This is a genomic window from Streptomyces sp. NPDC091416, from assembly GCF_044756845.1.
Taxonomy (GTDB): domain Bacteria; phylum Actinomycetota; class Actinomycetes; order Streptomycetales; family Streptomycetaceae; genus Streptomyces.
This window is the reverse complement of the sequence record NZ_JBIVTU010000005.1, coordinates 500539-517189: the sequence shown is the minus strand read 5'-3', so window position 1 is coordinate 517189 and position 16651 is coordinate 500539. Positions and strand designations below refer to the sequence as shown.

Here is a 16651-nt window from a genome sequence, read left to right as displayed (position 1 = left end):
AACTGCGCTTCGCCGTCCGATCGGGGTTCATTCGTGACGCCCGTCGGATCCTCACGTGGAGGCGCATGCGAGCGGGCCGGGAGGCGCGCCTCAGGCGTCACTCACCGGCCGTGCGGTGACCCAGGAGCAGCCCGGCGCACCACACACACTTTCATCAGACTTCCTTCACGGGATGCGCACAGTTCTCTGTATGCTTCAGCACGCTTCATCCGCACCGTTGAGGGGGGAATCCTCATGAACGCCCGTCACGTCATAGCCATCGCCACGGCTGCCGCTTCGGTCATCTCGATCGGTATCGCAGCTACTCCGGCACAGGCTGCCGAGTACTCCTCGTCCCTGAAGATCAAGGGCGTGCAGTACGACGCCCCGGGCAGCGACTCGAACAAGTGCTCCGGCGGCAACACCAAGAACGAGTACCTGACGATCAAGAACTACTCGCGCACGGCGACCGTCAACCTGAAGGGCTACGTCGTCAGGGACGCAGCCGGGAACAAGTTCACGTTCAAGGCGTCCCACTCCCTTCAGCCCGGCGACTATGTCAGCCTGCGCGGTGCGCACGGAACCGATTCCGACGCCAAGAACGTCGTCTACCGCCAGAACTGCAACTTCATCTGGAACAACGACCGAGACACCATCTACCTGTACAAGCCGACCGGTTCCCGCGCGGACGTTCACTCGTACAGCAAGAAGGCCAACGACCGCGACGGCAACGGCTACATCACGTACCACGGCTGAGCAACCGACAGCCGGAGTCCGGGAGTTCGAGCCCCTGCCCATCGTCCGCGTCCACGGCAGGGGCTCCGACCGGACTTCCCGGGCAGGGACGGCCCGCCGAGAGCCGGGGGCGCGACCGCGGCCCATCCACCGGAATACCCAGGCGTTCTCCACGAGCCTCGGAAGTCCTGGACCCGCGAGCCGCACCCCGCGCGCCCGCGGCCGGGCGCACAGCGCGGCGGAGCGGCGTTCGACGCCGCGTACGCACCGGGACCGCACACGCACGGCCGCCTCCTCCATCGCGGCCGCGCCGGCCACCTCGACGGTTCACGCCCGGACCGCCCGCGCTACCCGATCAGCGCGTTGCCGGAGCTCGCCCTCGCCCCCACGGTGCACCGTCGTCCACCCGGCACGCCTCCGCCCGCCGCGCCCGGGCCGCGTGAGCCGGCCGGGCGCGCACGTACGTCGCGGAGCCGCGCCCGGGCCCGGGCCCGAAGGCTGACCGGGAACCGGGCCGAGGTCACAACAGCCGGTCGACCAGCCCGTCGACGTAGTCCGGAGCGAGCGGGCCCATGCCGAACAGAACGCGGATGTACATCGGGGCCAGGATGTGGTCCAGCACCTCGAAGGCGTCGGGTGCGTCCTCGCCTCGTTCGCGCGCGCGATCGAGCATGGACTGCAGTTGCCGGGTGCGCGCGGCACGGAGGTCGGCACCGGCCCGCAGACCCTGCTGACCGCTGCTCGACAGGGCGACGGCCAGGTGCAGCACGGCCGGTCCGTCGGGTCCCGTGATCTCGCGGGCCACCTGGGCCGCGTACGTGCGCAGGTCTCCGGCGAGGGTCCCGGTGTCGGGCATCGGCGACTGCGCGTTGAGCCGACTGAGGGCCACGTCGGTGAGCAGGGATTCCAGACTCCCCCACCGGCGGTAGATGCTGCTGTCGGCCACACCTGCGCGGGCCGCGACCTCGCCGACGGTGAAGTTGCCGTAGCCGCACTCACTGATGAGGTCGGTGACGGCCTGGTGCACCTGCGCACCGACGCGGGCGCTGCGCCCGCCCGGCCGCCGGACTCGCTGTCGCTCGTTCATGCCCCCACCTTAACGCAGGCGGTCCTTGCGTTTATGGGCGAGCCTCCCTATAGTCACCAAACGCAGTCGCCGACTGCTTTAGAGCGCTCGGGTGCATCGCCGCCGGCATCGGCCGCGACCGGGCGCAACTGACGACGGAGAGGGATCACATGGCTGCACCGCATGCGACCGAAGGCAGTCGCTCACACCGGGCCGTGCTGCTCGCGGTGACCTGCCTGGGCCAGTTCATGGTCCTGCTCGACAACACGATCGTCGGAGCGGCGCTGCCCGACATGCAGCACCGGCTGAACACTCAGCTGACCGGTCTGCAGTGGATCGTCGACGCATACGTACTGCTGGTCGCCATGCTCCTGCTGTCCGGCGGTGTCTTCGCAGACCGCTTCGGCCGCAAGCGGGTGTACCTGACCGGCGTGGCGGTGTTCACCGCCGCGTCGCTGGTGTGCAGCCTCGCGCCCTCGGTCGGCTGGCTGGTCGTCGGCCGGGTGCTGCAGGGCATCGGGGCCGCGGCACTGGCCCCGGCCTCGCTCGCCCTGCTCGTTGCCGCGCATCCTGTGCCGCACGAGCGAATGAAGGCGATCGGGCTGTGGGCCGGACTCAGCGGAATCGGTCTGGCCGCGGGCCCCGTGGCCGGCGGCGTGCTGACAGAAGCCTTCGGCTGGCCCGCCATCTTCCTGGTCAACCTGCCCATCGGCGTGGTCCTTCTGCTGGTCGGCCTGCGCCACCTCGGCGAGTCCCGCAACCCGAACGCCCCCGCCATCGACGTCCCGGGCACGGTGCTGTCCGTTCTGGCGGTGGGGGTACTGACCTTCGGGCTGATCGAGGGTGGTGCCCGCGGCTGGACCTCGCCGGTCATCCTGGGCAGCTTCACCGCCGCGGTGATCCTTCTCGCCACGTTCGTCACGGTCGAAGCCCGTCGCCCGGCACCGATGCTGCCGCTGCGGCTGTTCCGGCAGCGCCTGTTCACCGTGTCCAACACCGCCATGATCGTGGTGGGCTTCGCGCTCATGGGCTCGTCGTTCTTCTTCTCCCAGTTCTTCGTGTACGTCCAGGGCGCCTCGATCCTGCGCGCCGGCCTGCAGACGCTGCCGGTTTCCCTCACGATGGTGATCGTCAGCCCGTACGCCGGCCGACTCGCCGCCCGCTACGGCTTCCGCATCGTCGTGACCACAGGCCTGGCCCTGGCCGGCCTGGGACTGCTGACGCTCGGCACGGTGCACGCCGAAACCGGCTACGGAAACGTGTGGTGGCGACTGGGACTCGCCGGCGTCGGCTTCGCCCTGGCCATGTCCCCACTGACGGGAGCCGCCATCCAGGCGGTCAGCCCGCAGGAAGGCGGCCTCGCGTCGGGCATCAGCACCACCACCCGGCAGATCGGCGCGGTGCTCGGCGTGGCGGTGCTCGGAGCCGTCGTCCGCACCGGGCAGTCCGACGGTGCCTCCTTCGAGACCGGCCTCGACAACGCCTTCCTCGCCGCCGGCGTCGTCACGCTCTCCACCGCCGTGTTCACCGGCCTGTGGCTGGCGAAGTCCAAGAGCGCGGAAGGCTCCGAGGCATCGCTTCCCGTCACCGGTCCGGGGACGGTCACTACCTCGAACGAGGTCTCCGCGAGCCGCCGTTGACGACAGCAGCCCGCGCCGGGGGTCCAAGGGCTGTCCGCAATTCCTGGCGGGACAGCCCTTGGACATGACCATGCCGCTGTCGAGGCCCTCGGGGCAAACGATGCTTCCGGCTTCGGGGACGCGATCGTCCGGTTCGTTGACGGGCTGCCCTGCCCTCCCCCGTCAACACCGAGAACCTCGCCGGGCGGGAAGGAAAGGGAAGAGAAGAGAAGAGAAGGGAACGGCCATGGCGCGGCGGCGCCCTGCGGACCGCGCCGGAGGGTTCGGCGCGCGTTCACGGCCTGCGTTCGAGATGGCGGGTGCGGCCATCGCGCCTCTGCCCCCGATGGCCGCTTCGACCACGTCGCCGGCCTTCGGAAACCGCCTCCGCATGCGTGCCCGCTGCATCCGCGGGCACGCATGCGGAGGCGGCTGGCTCCAAGGGCGCCATCTGCGCCGTTCGGTCCGGGCAGCACCGGATACGGCAGTCTGCTCCCGCCATTTCTGCCTGTTGTTCTGCCTGGAGAGCGAAGCGCCGCCCTGGTTGGCTGTGTTTGCGGGGCGGGAACCCGGACCAGGTCGAAGCAGCCCGGTTGCGCTCTCCGGCAAGGTCGCCGCCCGTACAGCGAGCCGCCGGGTCCTGCCGGACACCGGCCCTGCCTGCCGGGGCGGTCCAGCCGTCCGTCGCAGCCCCTGGGTCACTTCCCTGAAAGAGGAGCAAATTGAGCTCGGTGTTGACGACCGCCTCGGTGCCGGACCAGGAGAGGGTCGCCTACTGGAACGACGCGGTGAACAGGACACTGGTGCCGGTGGCCGTCACTCCGCACGGCGACGGCCTCTTCGACGCCCGGATGGTCACCAACCGACTCGGCTATCTCCAGGTCTCCACCATGGAGGCCGACGCGAAGCGGGTCAGCCGCACTCCGGCACTGATCTCCCGGTCGTCCGAGCCGCTGGTGGCCGTCGGGGTCCAGATATCGGGCACGGCCACCTTCGTCCAGGACGGCCGGCGGGCCGAGGTGGGTGCGGGAGACCTGGTGGTGTGCGACAGGAGCCGGCCGTACTCCTTCGACTATCCGCAGCGGTTCGCCACCCACGTCTTCCAACTGCCCCGCCGCATGCTGGGCGTTCCGGAGAGCGACATCCGGCAGGTCACCGGCCACGCCATCGGTACCAGGCACGGCTTCGGCGCGGCGCTGCTCCCGTTCCTGGCCTCCCTGGCCGCCTCGCCGGACACCTACCCGCCGGCCGTCGCGGACCGGTTGGCCGGCAACGTCGTCGACCTGTTCGCCACCCTGATCACCGAGCGGGCCCACCCGAGCGGCCCGGACGCCGAGGACTCCGCCCGCAGCCACCTGCTCCTGCGCGTCCGCGACCACATCAACAGGAACCTGGGCGACCCGGACCTGTCGCCGGAGAGCATCGCACGGACTCACCGGATCTCCGTCCGGTATCTCCACCGGCTGTTCGAGGGCGAGGGAACCACCGTCGGCCGGCTCATCCAGAGGCGGCGTCTGGAGGAGTGCGGCCGCGAACTGGCCCGCCGCGGCCGGACAGCCCCCACCGTGTCCGCCGTCGCCCAGCGGTGGGGGTTCGTCAACCCGGCCCACTTCAGCCGGGCCTTCCGCGCCGCCTACGGTGTCTCTCCCCGTGAATGGCGCAACCTGCGCACCCTCCAGGACGACATCGCGCCGTCCCCCGCCGGCAGGCCCGCGCCGTTGTCCGTGGTGGCCGACCGGCCGGGGGCCGGCCTGGCATCCTCCAGGGGATAGGGTGCCCGCTCGGAGCCGTACCGGGCTGTCCCGCGCCTCCGGCGCGCGCCGTCCACGTCCCGGCCCGGCGTCCGCGGCATCGTCCGCCGCCTCGCGACCGTGATTCGATTCGGTGCGCCGGACAGACCCTTCCTCCAAGTTCTTCCCTTGGCCCTTCGGCAGGAGACCGTGTGACCGACTTCCCTCGTCCGCCCCAGCGGCACCCGGTCCTGGACCACCCCACCCGAGCGTTCGTGGACAGGCACCCCTGCCCGTCGCCGGGGCACGACCCGGACCCGCAACAGGCCCGACTGGACCTGGTCCGGCTGCAGGGCGAGGACGGTCCGCCGGACGAGCAGGACACCTCCACGGAGTGGTTCGCGCTGCCGGGCGGGCCGACCGGCCATGTACGGGTGAAGGTGGTCAAGCCCGCCGACAGCGTCGGCAGAATCCCGGTCGTGCTGTTCCTGCACGGGCTGGGCTGGGTCCTGGGTGATGCCGGCACCCATGAGCGCCTGGTGCACGCGTTCGCCCTCGGTGCGGACGCGGCTGTGGTCTTCGTCGAGTACGAGCGCGCCCCCGAGGCGCGGTATCCGGTCGCCGTCGAGCAGTGCTACGCGGTCGCGAAGTGGATCTGCGAGCAGGGCGGCGAGATCGGTCTGGACGGGGACCGCATGGCCGCCGTGGGCGACTCGGCGGGCGGCAACCTGGTGGCGGCGCTGACCCTCCTCGCCAAGGAGCGCGGCGGGGTGCGGCTGCTGCAGCAGGTGCTGCTCTGCCCCATCACCGACGCCGACTTCGACACCCCTTCGTACCAGCGCTTCGCCAGGGGCTACTTCCTGGGACGCGAGACCATGCGCTGGTTCTGGGACCAGTACCTGCCGGATGCGCGGCAGCGCCGCGAGGCCACCGCATCACCGCTGCGGGCGACCCTGGAGCAGCTCGCCGGGCTCCCTCCCGCGCTGGTGGTCACCAGCGAGGCCGATGTGCTGCGCGACGAGGGCGAGGCCTATGCGGCGAAGCTCCGGGAGGCCGGCGTCGCGGTGGTCTCCATGCGGTACCACGGGACGGTCCACGGCTTCATGGTCCTCGATCCGCTGCGCGGCACGGACGCCGCCCGCGCGGCTCTCACCCAGGCCCTGGACACCGTGCACGTCGCCCTGCACCGGCACCGCGGCTGACTTCTTCCGCGCAGAGCGCCTCGCGCGTGCCGAAGTGCGCGCGCCGGCAGGAGAACGGGCGGCATCGGCTCGTCGGCGGGCGCCACCGGGCAGGCGCGGCGAAGGTGTTCGTCGCCGCCTCCCCGGGGCGCGGACAGACCACATGTGGTGCACCGACAGGCAAGGCGCCTGCCGCGGTCCCCGCTAACGTGCTGTGCACTCCTGCGGCTCGCCGCCCCGGCTCGGACAGCGCGCGCGGGGGGCGGCCGGCGAAGCGGCCCCGCCACGGCAGCCGTCGTACGGGCGGTGTTCAGGCGCGGGCGAGGTGGTGATCCCTCAGTTGGGGGCTCCGGGGATCACGGGGTCCTGCGGACGTGGTGCTTGCTCAGGACGGAGACCCGGTTGAACGCGTTGATGGTGATCGCCACCCAGATCACCGCGGATATCTCGTCGTCGTCGAGGGCCAGGCGAGCCGCTTCGTACGCGCTGTCCTGCGCGATCGTGTCCGACGGATCGGTGGTCGCCTCCGCCAGGCCGAGCGCCGCGCGTTCGCGCTCCGTGAACAGTTCGGTGTCACGCCACGCAGCCAGCACGCCCAGCCGCTGGGTGGTCTCACCGGCGCGCAGCGCGGCCCTGGTGTGCACATCGAGGCAGAAGGCGCAGCCGTTGAGCTGGGAAACGCGGAGGTTGATCAGCTCCACCGAGCGGCGGTCCAGGCCCGCCTCGTCGGCGACCGTGCGGACCGCATCGGCCGCCTCGACCAGTGCGCGGTAGGCCTTGGGGCTCTGCTTGTCGATGTAGACCCGGCGGCTCGCGGGGACTGTTGCGGCGTTATTCAACGTGGGCTCCTTCAGGGCCGCTTGCGCCCTCGCTCGGTCTGCCGTGCAAGTGCGTGGACAGGGACTTATTATCAGGCATTATTGTTGAATATGAAATCACCTTCGGGTGAGAGGGAGCACGATGAGTAACGCCGACACGGATCCCACCGGTCTGTCCGGGAGCGCCGTGGAGCACGGCGAGGCCGCTGGGCAGGTCGACGTGCTGACCGCGCGGGACGTCCCGTTGGGCGGACCGAGAGCGATGACGGTGCGACGGACTCTGCCGCAGCGCGCCCGCACACTGATCGGGGCCTGGTGTTTCATCGACCACTACGGCCCCGACGACGTCGCCGACACCGGCGGCATGGACGTGGCCCCCCATCCCCACACCGGGCTGCAGACCGTGAGCTGGCTGTTCAGCGGAGAGATCGAACACCGCGACAGCATGGGCACCCACGCTCTGGTGCGGCCCGGTGAGCTGAACCTCATGACCGGCGGACACGGCATCAGCCACACGGAGGTCTCCACCACCCGCACCACGGTCCTGCACGGCGTGCAACTGTGGGTGGCTCTGCCCGGAGAACACCGCCACACCGCCCGGGACTTCCGGCATCACGTCCCGAACCCGGTCCGCGTGGGCGGGGCGGAGATCAGGGTGTTCCTGGGCTCTCTGGCCGGCGAGACCTCTCCGGTGCGGACGTTCACTCCCCTGCTCGGCGCCGAACTCCTCCTGGACCCGCGCTCGACGGCCACACTCCCGGTGAACCCCGCCTTCGAACACGGCCTGCTGGTCGACCGAGGGAATGTCCGCGTCTCCGGAACACCCCTCCGGCCGACGGAACTCGGATACCTGCCCACGGGGAGCAGCACGCTGACGCTGACGAACGAGACGGACACCGTCGCACGGGCGGTCCTGCTGGGCGGGACGCCGTTCCAGGAACAGATCGTCATGTGGTGGAACTTCATCGGCCGCAGCCACGAAGACATCGCCGAAGCCAGGACGGCATGGCAGAACGCGTCCGACCGCTTCGGCGACGTCGACGGGTACGACGGCGACCGTCTGCCCGCGCCCGCCCTGCCGAACGCCACCCTCGCACCTCGCGCCAACCCGGCGCGTCACTGAAAGGCACACCATGACTCAGCCCGCCGCCGCTCCCACTGTCCGGCGAGTGAACGCCAAGCACCGCTACGAGATCCTGGTCGACGGCAGAACCGCAGGCCTCACGGCCTACCGGGACCGGGATGACCAGCGTGTTTTCTACCACACCGAAATCGACGACGCCTTCGCCGGACAGGGCTTGGGCGCGGTACTCGTACAGCAGGCCCTGACCGACGTACGCGCCGCCGGGAAGCGCATCGTTCCGGTCTGCCCCTACGTGGCGAAGTTCCTCAAGAAGCACGACGAGTTCGCCGACATCACCGACCCCGTGACCCCCGAAGCCCTGCGGTGGCTGGAGGCCGAGATGCGGCGCTGACCGCCGCACCGCCGCCCTCTCCCGCCCGCCTGCCGCGTGCGCCCCGCGGAACCGCGGACCGGCGGGCCCCGCTCCCGGAGTTCCGGCAGCGGGCCGGCCGGGCCGGTTCCCCTGGTCGGCCGCCGTAGAGTCTTCCTCGCCGCCGGACGCCCGCTTTGTCGGGCACCAGCGGTTCGGGCGTGGACGAGGTGAGGGAACAGGTGGGGTCGCGTGGCCGACGTGGACGCTGAGGAGTTCGGGGCGCTGTTGCGGCGTGCGCGGTTGAGGGCTTCTCTGACGATCGAGGAGCTGGCGGAGGCCTCGGGCGTGAGTGTCCGCGGGATCGGGGATCTCGAGCGGGGGCGGCGGGCGACTCCACAGCGAGGAACGGTCGCCGCTCTGGCGGACGGGCTGGAGCTGGACGAGGCAGGCCGGGAGCGTCTGCTGACGGCCGCCCGGACCGGCCGCAAACCCCGCCAGGGCACGGTCGGCGTACGCGCCTTCCCGCGCGGCATCCATGACTTCGCCGGCCGGGAGACGGAGCTGGCACGGCTGACGGCACTGGCCGCACAGGCAGCCTCCGGACAGCCGGTGGTAGTGGCGCTGCCCGGGCCGCCGGGAACGGGCAAGACCACGCTGGCACTGCACGCCGCCCGCATGCTGGCCGACCGCTTTCCCGACGGGCAGCTCATGGTCGACCTGCGCGGCATGGACGACACCCCGCCCGGCCCGGCCGAGCTGATACTCCGTGTCCTGAAGGCGCTGGGGGTGGCCGACCGCGAGCTGGCCAAGGCCGGCCCGCAGGGCCACCCGGAGCTGTACCGGCAGGTCATGGCCGAACGGTGCCGGCTGCTGGTGCTGGACAACGCCCGCGACGAAGCACAGGTCCGCCCGCTCCTGCCGAGCGCCGGGGCGGGAATGGTGATGATCACCAGTCGAAGGCTGCTCTCCGGCCTGGAGAGCGTCCACCGCCTGCCCCTCGGCGAGCTCTCCCCCGAGGAAGCAGCCACCTTCCTGACCACGCTGGTCGGACAGGAGCGGGCGGACGCCGACCCGACCGCCCTCGCCGAGGTCGCCCAGCGGTGTGCGCATCTGCCGCTGGCCCTGCGGGTGGCGGGAAACTGGCTGGCCACCCGCACCGGCTGGACCGTGCGCCGCCTCGCCGGCCGGCTCGCGCTCGAAGAACGCCGCCTGGACACCCTGACCGCCGGTGACCTGCGTGTCTCGGCGGCCTTCGAGCTGTCCTACCGTCAGCTCACTCCCAAAGCAGCCCGCCTGTTCCGGCTGCTGGCCCTGGTCGACGGACCCGATACCGGCGTCGCCGGCGCCGCCCGGCTGACCGGGCAGGCGCTGCTCGACACCGAGGACACCCTCGAGGAACTCGTCGAGACCGGACTGCTGGGAACCGACCAGGACCGCTACCGCTTCCACGACCTGCTGCGCCTGTACGCCCGCAGCCGGCTGCACGCCGAGGAGCCGCACGAGAACATCGAGGCGGCCCGGTCGTCGTTGCACCGCTGGCTGCTCGACACCGCGGTCGTGGCCGGACGCTGGTACGAACCCGACCACGGCGCACCGCCCCCCACCTGGCAGGGCACCGTCGACCTCTCCACCGCCGAACGTGCCCGCCAGTGGCTCCAGGCCGAAGGCGACAACTGGCTCGCCGCTTTCCGCGCGGCCGCCACGGCCGGGGACCACGCCACCGTCGTGGAGGTCGCCGAGGCCCTGCACTGGTTCTCCGACCAGTGGATCTTCTGGGGGCACTGGCCCGACGTCTTCCGCACCGCCGTCCACTGCGCCCGGGCCCTCGGGGACCCGTCCGCCGAAGCCACCCAACTGAACTACCACGCCTGGGCGCTGATGATCTGCGAGGGCCGCCACCGCGAGAGCGTCGAGTGCTCCGCCCAGGCCCTCGCCGCCGCCCGGCGCGCCGGAGACCTCTCCCAGCAGGCCTGGGCCCACTACTACAGTGCCTGGGCACTCGGCCTGCTCGGTGACCATGCTGCGGCGGCACCGCACAATCGCGAGACGGTCAGGCTCTTCGAGGCCGTCGGCGACCTCCACGGCACCCTCCAGGCCAGGAGCAACACAGCCCAGAATCTCTCCCTGGGCGGCCGGCACGAGGAATCCATCACGGAGATCCTGCGCACCCTGGCGTTCCTCGACGAGGCCGGCGACCGTATCGAACCGCACATCGCCGCCTTCACCCGTACGACGCTGCAGATGAACATCGGCCTGGCCCACACCGCCCTCGGGAACTGGTCCGAGGCCGCCGAGCACCTGCGCACCGCCGCGGACCTCTGGCGGGACAGCGGCAACCACGGCGTGGAGAGCCGCGCCCTGATACGCCTCGGGGACGCCCTGCTGGCCGCCGGGCGCCGCGACGAGGGTCGGGACGCCTTCACCCGGGCGGTCTGCCTCGGTGAGGCGGCCGATCCCAGCCGCCTCACCGAGGCCCGCGAACGCCTCGCCGGCCTGGACACCCACCGGGCACCGCTCCCGGTGCCCGGCGCGGCCGGCTGACGCACGACGCCCTGAGCCGACGCCCTGAGCAGGCAGCCCGGGATGTCCTGCCTCATGAACGCGGCGTCGGCCCCTCGCCCGTGATGCGGGTGAGGGGCCGACGCCGCGTTCACTGCAGCGGCCGGACCCAGGCGGCGTCGGGGGCCGAGAGGCGATGGGCGGCCATGGAGGTCGCCGCGAGCAGCAGCAGCACGAGGCCCAGGGTGAGGGCGAGCTCGGCGTGCGACAGGAGCAGGCCACCGGCGAGCGCTCCCAGGAACATGACCAGCACGGACAGGATCCGCCGGCCGGGCCGGGGCGCCGGCCCTCCGGCCCGGGTGGAGTCGGCGGCCAGGCCCGTCAGGGTCAGCGTCAGCACGGTCGTGGTGAGGTCCGGGACGCCGAGACGCCGGGCGACCGCGTTCTGCGTCCCCATGCAGAGGCCGAGGAGCACGATCAGGGTGTACTGGACCGTCGTGGTCATCCTGCCGTCGGACGCGGCAGCCGTGAGGACCGCCGCTGCCACGAGCACCGCCTGCAGTGCCGTGGCAACGGTCAGCAGCCGCCCGCGATGTGCCGCGAACCGGGTGCCGAACCGGCCCCCCGCCAGCGCGCCGGCGAGGAACGAGGTCATCGACACGACGGACGCCGACGCCGACAGTCCCTGGGCACCTGCCAGAGCGAACCCCAGGAAGACGACGTTGCCGGTCATGTTGGCCACGAACACGTGCCCGAGCGCCAGATAGCTCACGGCGTCGACCAGACCCGTCACGAACGTCAGCGTCAGCATCAGCGGCGGCAGCGGGCCGTGCCGGTCCTCCTTCGGCGGGACCATCGTGCGGGGAGCGTCAGTCAGCAGTCTGTACATGCGGAGTCCTCTCGCGGTGTGCGGGCGGGCGGTGCAGTGCCACCCGGGTGAGCAGTCCGGCGGCCAGGCCGACGCCGATGGCCGCCAGGCAGATCCACAGCGGCCAGGGGGTCAGCCCGAGAAGGCTGTCGGCCGACCAGCGGCCCGGGCCGGTCAGGGCCGTCACCGCGGCGGCCACGACGAGAACCATCGGGTACTCGTAGCCGTCGTTCTGGACCCAGAGCCCGTTGTGCCATTTGACGGTGGCGGCGACCGTCATCACTCCCACGGCGGCCATCGCCGCCGCGGGTGTGAGAAGTCCGGACGCCAGGAACAGGCCTGCGCCGATCTGGCCCGTACCCGCGGCGAGCGCGGTGAGCCTGCCGCCGCGGAAGCCGTCATGCCGGAACTCCGCCGTTCCGCCCGCCAGGCCGTTGCCGCCCAGCCGGAAACTGACCTTCTGTACTCCGTGCCCGGCGATGAGGAGACCCACCACCAGCCGGAGGACCAACAGCCCCGTGTCCATTCGTTCCTGCCTGTTCCTGACGTTGTGCCGATGTCCGTGTGACGCGGTCAGCCGGCCGCGTGGGCGCCCATGACCGCCTGTGCGTAGACGAGCCCGAGGCCGTAGGTGCCGCCGTGCTCCTTCACCACCTCCGTGACGGGGACGTACGTCTCGGTCCGCGCCCAGTCACGCTGGAGCTCGAGCAGTACCTGCACCCAGGTGACCGGGATCGCGCCGCCCCGGACCATGCGCTGAATGGCGTGCTCGTGCGCCTGCGGGCTGACACCGCCGGAGGCGTCGGTGACCACATAGACCTCGTATCCCTGAGCAAGGGCGGACAGGGTGGGGAGTACGACGCAGACCTCGGTCCACAGACCGGCGATGACGAGCTTCCTGCGGCCGGTCGCCTTGACGGCCTCGACGAACGCGACGTCCTCCCAGGCGTTCATCGTGGTGCGGTCGACGATCTCCTGACCGGGGAAGACAGCGGCCAGCTGCGGCATGACCGGTCCGGAGAAGGACTCGGCCGCCACGGTGCTCAGTACGACCGGCACGTCGAAGACCTTGGCGGCCTTCGCCAGGCCCAGGGTCGAGTTGATGATCGCGGTACGGTCGCCGCTGCCGGTGCCGAAGAACATCTGCGGCTGGTGGTCCACGAACAGCACTGCGCAGTTGTCGGGGGTCAGCAGGTCGGGGCTGGGGGCCGCGGTGACGTCGGAGATGTCGGCCATGGGAAAGCCTTTCGATGGGTGGGGCGATCACGGACGGGGGTCCGCCGTGGAGAGCAACCGCGCGTGAGACGGCGGATGTCGGGGTGGTGTCCCGGGAGGGGCGGCTCGTGGCCCGGCCCCTCCCGGAAGTTCAGAGGGAGAAGCAGGGGTCGAAGAAGGTGCTCGCGGATTGCGGAGCCGTGCCGTGCCGGGCGCGCCACTGACGGTGCTGCTCCGACTCGGCGGCGGCCTGGCCGAGCAGTTCGGCCTGTCGGGCGCCCGACAGGCCCGTACTCGGTGCGGCCTGGTAGCCGCCGAAGTGCGCGACCGGGCTCCACCGGGGACTGACCGGCGGAAGCTCCTCGTCGAGGCCCTCGTACTCGGCGGCGGCGTAGACGATCCGGCCGCCGACGACGGTCAGCAGGGACTCGATGTGGGTGATCTCCGGCTCCGGCACGGTGAAGTAGTCCTCGGACAGGACCGCGAAGTCGCCGAGGAAGCCCGGGCGCAGGACGCCCTTGACGCCCTCCTCGCCGGTCAGGGAGGCACCCGCCTCGGTGAACATCGCCAGCGCCGTCCGCCGGTCGACCCGGTTGTGCGGCGGGCGGACGATCAGGTCGCCGACGGTCCGGCCGGTGACCAGCCAGTGCAGGGCGATCCACGGGTTGTAGGTGGAGACCCGGGTGGCATCGGTGCCGGCGCCGACCGTCAGGCCGCGCTCCAGCATGGCCCGGATCGGCGGGGCGTCCGCGGCCGCACCGGGGCCGTAGCGGCTGACGAACGCCTCTCCCTGGAAGGACAGCCGGTTCTGCACGGACATGGCGCCACCGAGCGCCGCGACCCGGTCGAGACTGTCGGCGGAAACGGTCTCCGCATGGTCGAACAGCCACCGGTTCCCGGCCGGGAAGAGCCCGTCGGCGGCAAGCTTCTCGAACACCGCGAGGTCGCGGCGAATGGTCTCGTCGTACGTGGCGTGCAGCCGGAAGCCCCAGCCGTTCTCCATGAGGAGCCGTACGGCCTTCTCGAATTCCGCTTCGTAGGCGCCGAGTTCCGGACGCGGTTGGCTGAAGTTCTCGAAATCCGCCGCCGCCCAGGTGAGGTTCTCTCCTGCGCCGTTGAGGCGCAGCCATTCATCGCCGTCCTCGGGCCGGGCCATTTCGATCCAGCGGGCAAGGTCCTCGATCTCCTGGCCGGCAGTCTGCGGAAAGAGGTGATAGGCGATGCGCAAGGACAGTTGACCGGCCTCGGCGAGTTCAGCGACCGTGCTGTAGTTGTCGGGGAAGTTCTGGAATCCGCCCGCCGCGTCGATTGCCGATGTGAGACCGAACCTGTTGAGTTCGCGCAGGAAATGACGGGTGGAGGTCTTCTTGTCCTCGTCCTCCAGCACCGGGGCCGCGGCCAGGGTCGAGTAAAGGATCAGGGCGCTCGGGGCGGCCAGCAGCATGCCCGTGGGCTCGCCGTCCCGGCCCCGCACGATCTGGCCGCCCTTCGGTTCGGGAGTGTCCCTGGTGTATCCGGCGGCCTTGAGAGCCGCCCGGTTGAGCACCGCCGACCGGTACAGGTGCAGGACGAAGACCGGAGTGTCCGGCGCGGCGGCGTTGAGTTCGGCGACGGTCGGCAGCCGACGTTCGGCGAACTGCTCGGCCGACCACCCCCCGACCACCCGCACCCACTGGCCCTTCGGCGTACGGGCCGCCTGCTCACGCAGCATCGCCAGGCCCTGGCGCAGCGTGGGAACTCCGTCCCAGCGCAGCTCCAGCACGTAGTTGAGCCCGCCTCGGATGACGTGGAGGTGGGAGTCGTTGAGGCCGGGAATCATCCGGCGGCCGAGGGCGTCGACCACCTTCGTGCCCGGGCCGACATGGGGAGCCACGTCCTTGTCGTCGCCGACCACGACGATGACACCGTCACGTACGGCGAGGGAGTCGGCCTGGGGGCGCCCCGGGTCGCCGGTATGGATCTTGGCATTGCGGACGACGAGGTCCGCGGGGTTGTCGGTGGCGCTGGGGACCAGCCCACCGACCGGCATCGTGGACACCTTTCGGCAACCTCCTGAGGCGTGAACAGCGCCGGCGCCATCTGCATCGGCTTGGAACGGGGAAAGGAATCGGAACGGGAAAGGGAAACGGGCGGAAAGGACTCGGGGCACTCGCGCTCGTTCGCCGTGCCCGGCCGAAGGAGATTCGGGGCGGGCTCTCGTGCAGGCACGGGCCCGGGCCCCGGCGGCCCGTGACTTCTTCGCCATCAGGCTATGCCGGGCGCAACCGTCGGAGCGTCCCGGCAGTGCACCGGATCTGTTCCCCGAGCGCACCGGCCTCTTCCTTCGTGCGCTGTGAGGTCAGCGCCGGTGCGCTGGTGGTCAATCTCCGCCACTTTCGGTGTTTTAGCGTGGTGAGCGACGGCCCCGCGGATCCCGCTGTCCGTTCGGAAGTCGCCTCATCTGCCGGAAAGACCGGCCACCCACGCAATTCAGGAGAATCACATGTCTCATGCTGTCGAGCCGGTTCAGCCGGTGCTGGAGGCGGCAGCAGCCGCTTTCGCCGACGCGACCGCCAATCCGCCCTACCTCTTCGATCTGCCGCCTGCCGAGGGGCGCAAGGCTGTCGACGACGTGCAGTCGGGTGAGACCGACATGCCGCTGATCGACGAGGAGTGGATCACTGTGCCGGGTGGTCCGACCGGCAGTGTCCGCGCACGCATCGTGCGCCCCGCAGGCGTGGCAGGGCCGCTGCCCGTCATCCTCTACATCCACGGAGCGGGCTGGGTGTTCGGCAACGCCCACACCCACGACCGCCTGGTACGGGAACTCGCCGTCGGCGCGAACGCCGCCGTGGTCTTCCCCGAGTACCAGCTCTCCCCCGAGGCCCGCTACCCGGTCGCCATCGAGCAGAACTACGCGGTCGCGCAGTGGGTCGTCCGGCAGGGCGCTTCCAAGGACCTGGACGGCTCGCGGCTGGCTGTCGCCGGCGACTCGGTCGGCGGCAACATGAGCGCCGCGCTGACCTTGATGGCCAAGGAACGCGGCGACGTCCCCCTCGTGCACCAGGTGCTGTTCTACCCGGTCACCGACGCGAACTTCGACACCGGCTCCTACCACCAGTTCGCGGAGGGCTACTTCCTGCGCCGCGACGGCATGCAGTGGTTCTGGGACCAGTACACCACCGACGAGGCCGACCGCGCCCAGATCACGGCCTCCCCGCTCCGGGCCACCACCGAACAGCTCACGGGGCTGCCGCCGGCCCTGGTCATCACCGGCGAAGCCGACGTCCTGCGCGACGAGGGCGAGGCATACGCCAACAAGCTCCGCGAGGCCGGAGTCGCCGTCACCGCCGTCCGGTTCCAGGGCGTCATCCACGACTTCGTGATGCTCAACGCACTCCGCGGAACCCACGCCGCCGAGACGGCGATCTCGCTGGCCGTCGGCACCCTGCACACCGCACTGCACGCCGGCTGACACACGCTCTCGCCCCGTACGTCCACCGACCGCAAGGAGAACCACCCGACC

The 16651-nt window shown here is 71.0% G+C and carries 14 protein-coding genes; 8 read left to right on the top strand and 6 right to left on the bottom strand.

The annotated features are described in order from the left end of the window. Positions 1-234 precede the first annotated feature (234 nt). Positions 235-735: a lamin tail domain-containing protein gene (locus ACIQMX_RS18465; protein WP_363076433.1), complete on the top strand. Its 501-nt coding sequence runs from the start codon at positions 235-237 to the stop codon at positions 733-735. Between the two features lie 499 nt (positions 736-1234). On the opposite strand, the gene ACIQMX_RS18460 is transcribed toward ACIQMX_RS18465, so the two are convergent. Next, the gene (locus ACIQMX_RS18460; protein ID WP_402479244.1) at positions 1235-1801 is read right to left on the bottom strand and encodes a TetR/AcrR family transcriptional regulator; all 567 of its coding nucleotides are present in this window, start codon (positions 1799-1801) and stop codon (positions 1235-1237) included. Positions 1802-1950: 149 nt separating this feature from the next. On the opposite strand from ACIQMX_RS18460, the gene ACIQMX_RS18455 reads away from it, so the two are divergent. The 3 genes from ACIQMX_RS18455 (at position 1951) to ACIQMX_RS18445 (ending at position 6331) form a co-directional block, all read left to right on the top strand. Next, positions 1951-3420, top strand: a complete 1470-nt coding sequence (locus ACIQMX_RS18455) for an MFS transporter (RefSeq protein ID WP_402479241.1) — start codon at positions 1951-1953, stop codon at positions 3418-3420. Between the two features lie 701 nt (positions 3421-4121). Beyond that, on the top strand, positions 4122-5171 hold the full coding sequence (locus tag ACIQMX_RS18450) for a helix-turn-helix domain-containing protein (RefSeq protein ID WP_402479238.1): 1050 nt from the start codon (positions 4122-4124) through the stop codon (positions 5169-5171). 170 nt (positions 5172-5341) lie between these two features. After that, positions 5342-6331: an alpha/beta hydrolase gene (locus ACIQMX_RS18445; protein ID WP_402479235.1), complete on the top strand. Its 990-nt coding sequence runs from the start codon at positions 5342-5344 to the stop codon at positions 6329-6331. Between the two features lie 335 nt (positions 6332-6666). On the opposite strand, the gene ACIQMX_RS18440 is transcribed toward ACIQMX_RS18445, so the two are convergent. Continuing rightward, positions 6667-7149: a carboxymuconolactone decarboxylase family protein gene (locus ACIQMX_RS18440; protein ID WP_363076147.1), complete on the bottom strand. Its 483-nt coding sequence runs from the start codon at positions 7147-7149 to the stop codon at positions 6667-6669. Positions 7150-7270: 121 nt separating this feature from the next. Between ACIQMX_RS18440 and ACIQMX_RS18435 the strand changes: the two genes are divergently transcribed. From ACIQMX_RS18435 to ACIQMX_RS18425, 3 genes are all read left to right on the top strand, one after another. Then, complete coding sequence (locus tag ACIQMX_RS18435) at positions 7271-8251, top strand: pirin family protein (RefSeq protein ID WP_402479233.1); 981 nt, start codon at positions 7271-7273, stop codon at positions 8249-8251. Between the two features lie 10 nt (positions 8252-8261). After that, entirely contained in the window at positions 8262-8603 is a 342-nt protein-coding gene (locus tag ACIQMX_RS18430; protein ID WP_363076143.1) for a GNAT family N-acetyltransferase, read from the top strand. Positions 8604-8813: 210 nt separating this feature from the next. Further along, complete coding sequence (locus ACIQMX_RS18425; protein WP_402479229.1) at positions 8814-11105, top strand: ATP-binding protein; 2292 nt, start codon at positions 8814-8816, stop codon at positions 11103-11105. Positions 11106-11214: 109 nt separating this feature from the next. Here the strand turns inward: ACIQMX_RS18425 and ACIQMX_RS18420 are convergent, their stop codons facing one another. The 4 genes from ACIQMX_RS18420 to ACIQMX_RS18405 form a co-directional block, all read right to left on the bottom strand. Next, a complete protein-coding gene (locus tag ACIQMX_RS18420) occupies positions 11215-11952 on the bottom strand; it encodes a YoaK family protein (protein WP_402479226.1) in 738 nt (245 codons plus the stop codon). Beyond that, on the bottom strand, positions 11933-12457 hold the full coding sequence (locus ACIQMX_RS18415) for a DoxX family protein (RefSeq protein ID WP_402479223.1): 525 nt from the start codon (positions 12455-12457) through the stop codon (positions 11933-11935). The genes ACIQMX_RS18420 and ACIQMX_RS18415 overlap by 20 nt, the downstream gene beginning before the upstream one ends. Positions 12458-12504: 47 nt before the next feature. Next, positions 12505-13167 carry a hydrolase gene (locus tag ACIQMX_RS18410; RefSeq protein ID WP_402479220.1) on the bottom strand — a complete coding sequence of 221 codons (663 nt, stop codon included), beginning with the start codon at positions 13165-13167 and terminating at the stop codon, positions 12505-12507. 130 nt (positions 13168-13297) lie between these two features. After that, the gene (locus ACIQMX_RS18405; RefSeq protein ID WP_402479430.1) at positions 13298-15175 is read right to left on the bottom strand and encodes an amidohydrolase; all 1878 of its coding nucleotides are present in this window, start codon (positions 15173-15175) and stop codon (positions 13298-13300) included. Positions 15176-15628: 453 nt separating this feature from the next. Here ACIQMX_RS18405 and ACIQMX_RS18400 point away from each other — a divergent pair, with 453 nt between their 5' ends. Next, positions 15629-16600 (top strand): alpha/beta hydrolase, encoded by a 972-nt coding sequence (locus ACIQMX_RS18400; RefSeq protein WP_402479217.1) that lies wholly within the window; start codon positions 15629-15631, stop codon positions 16598-16600. Positions 16601-16651 lie beyond the last annotated feature (51 nt).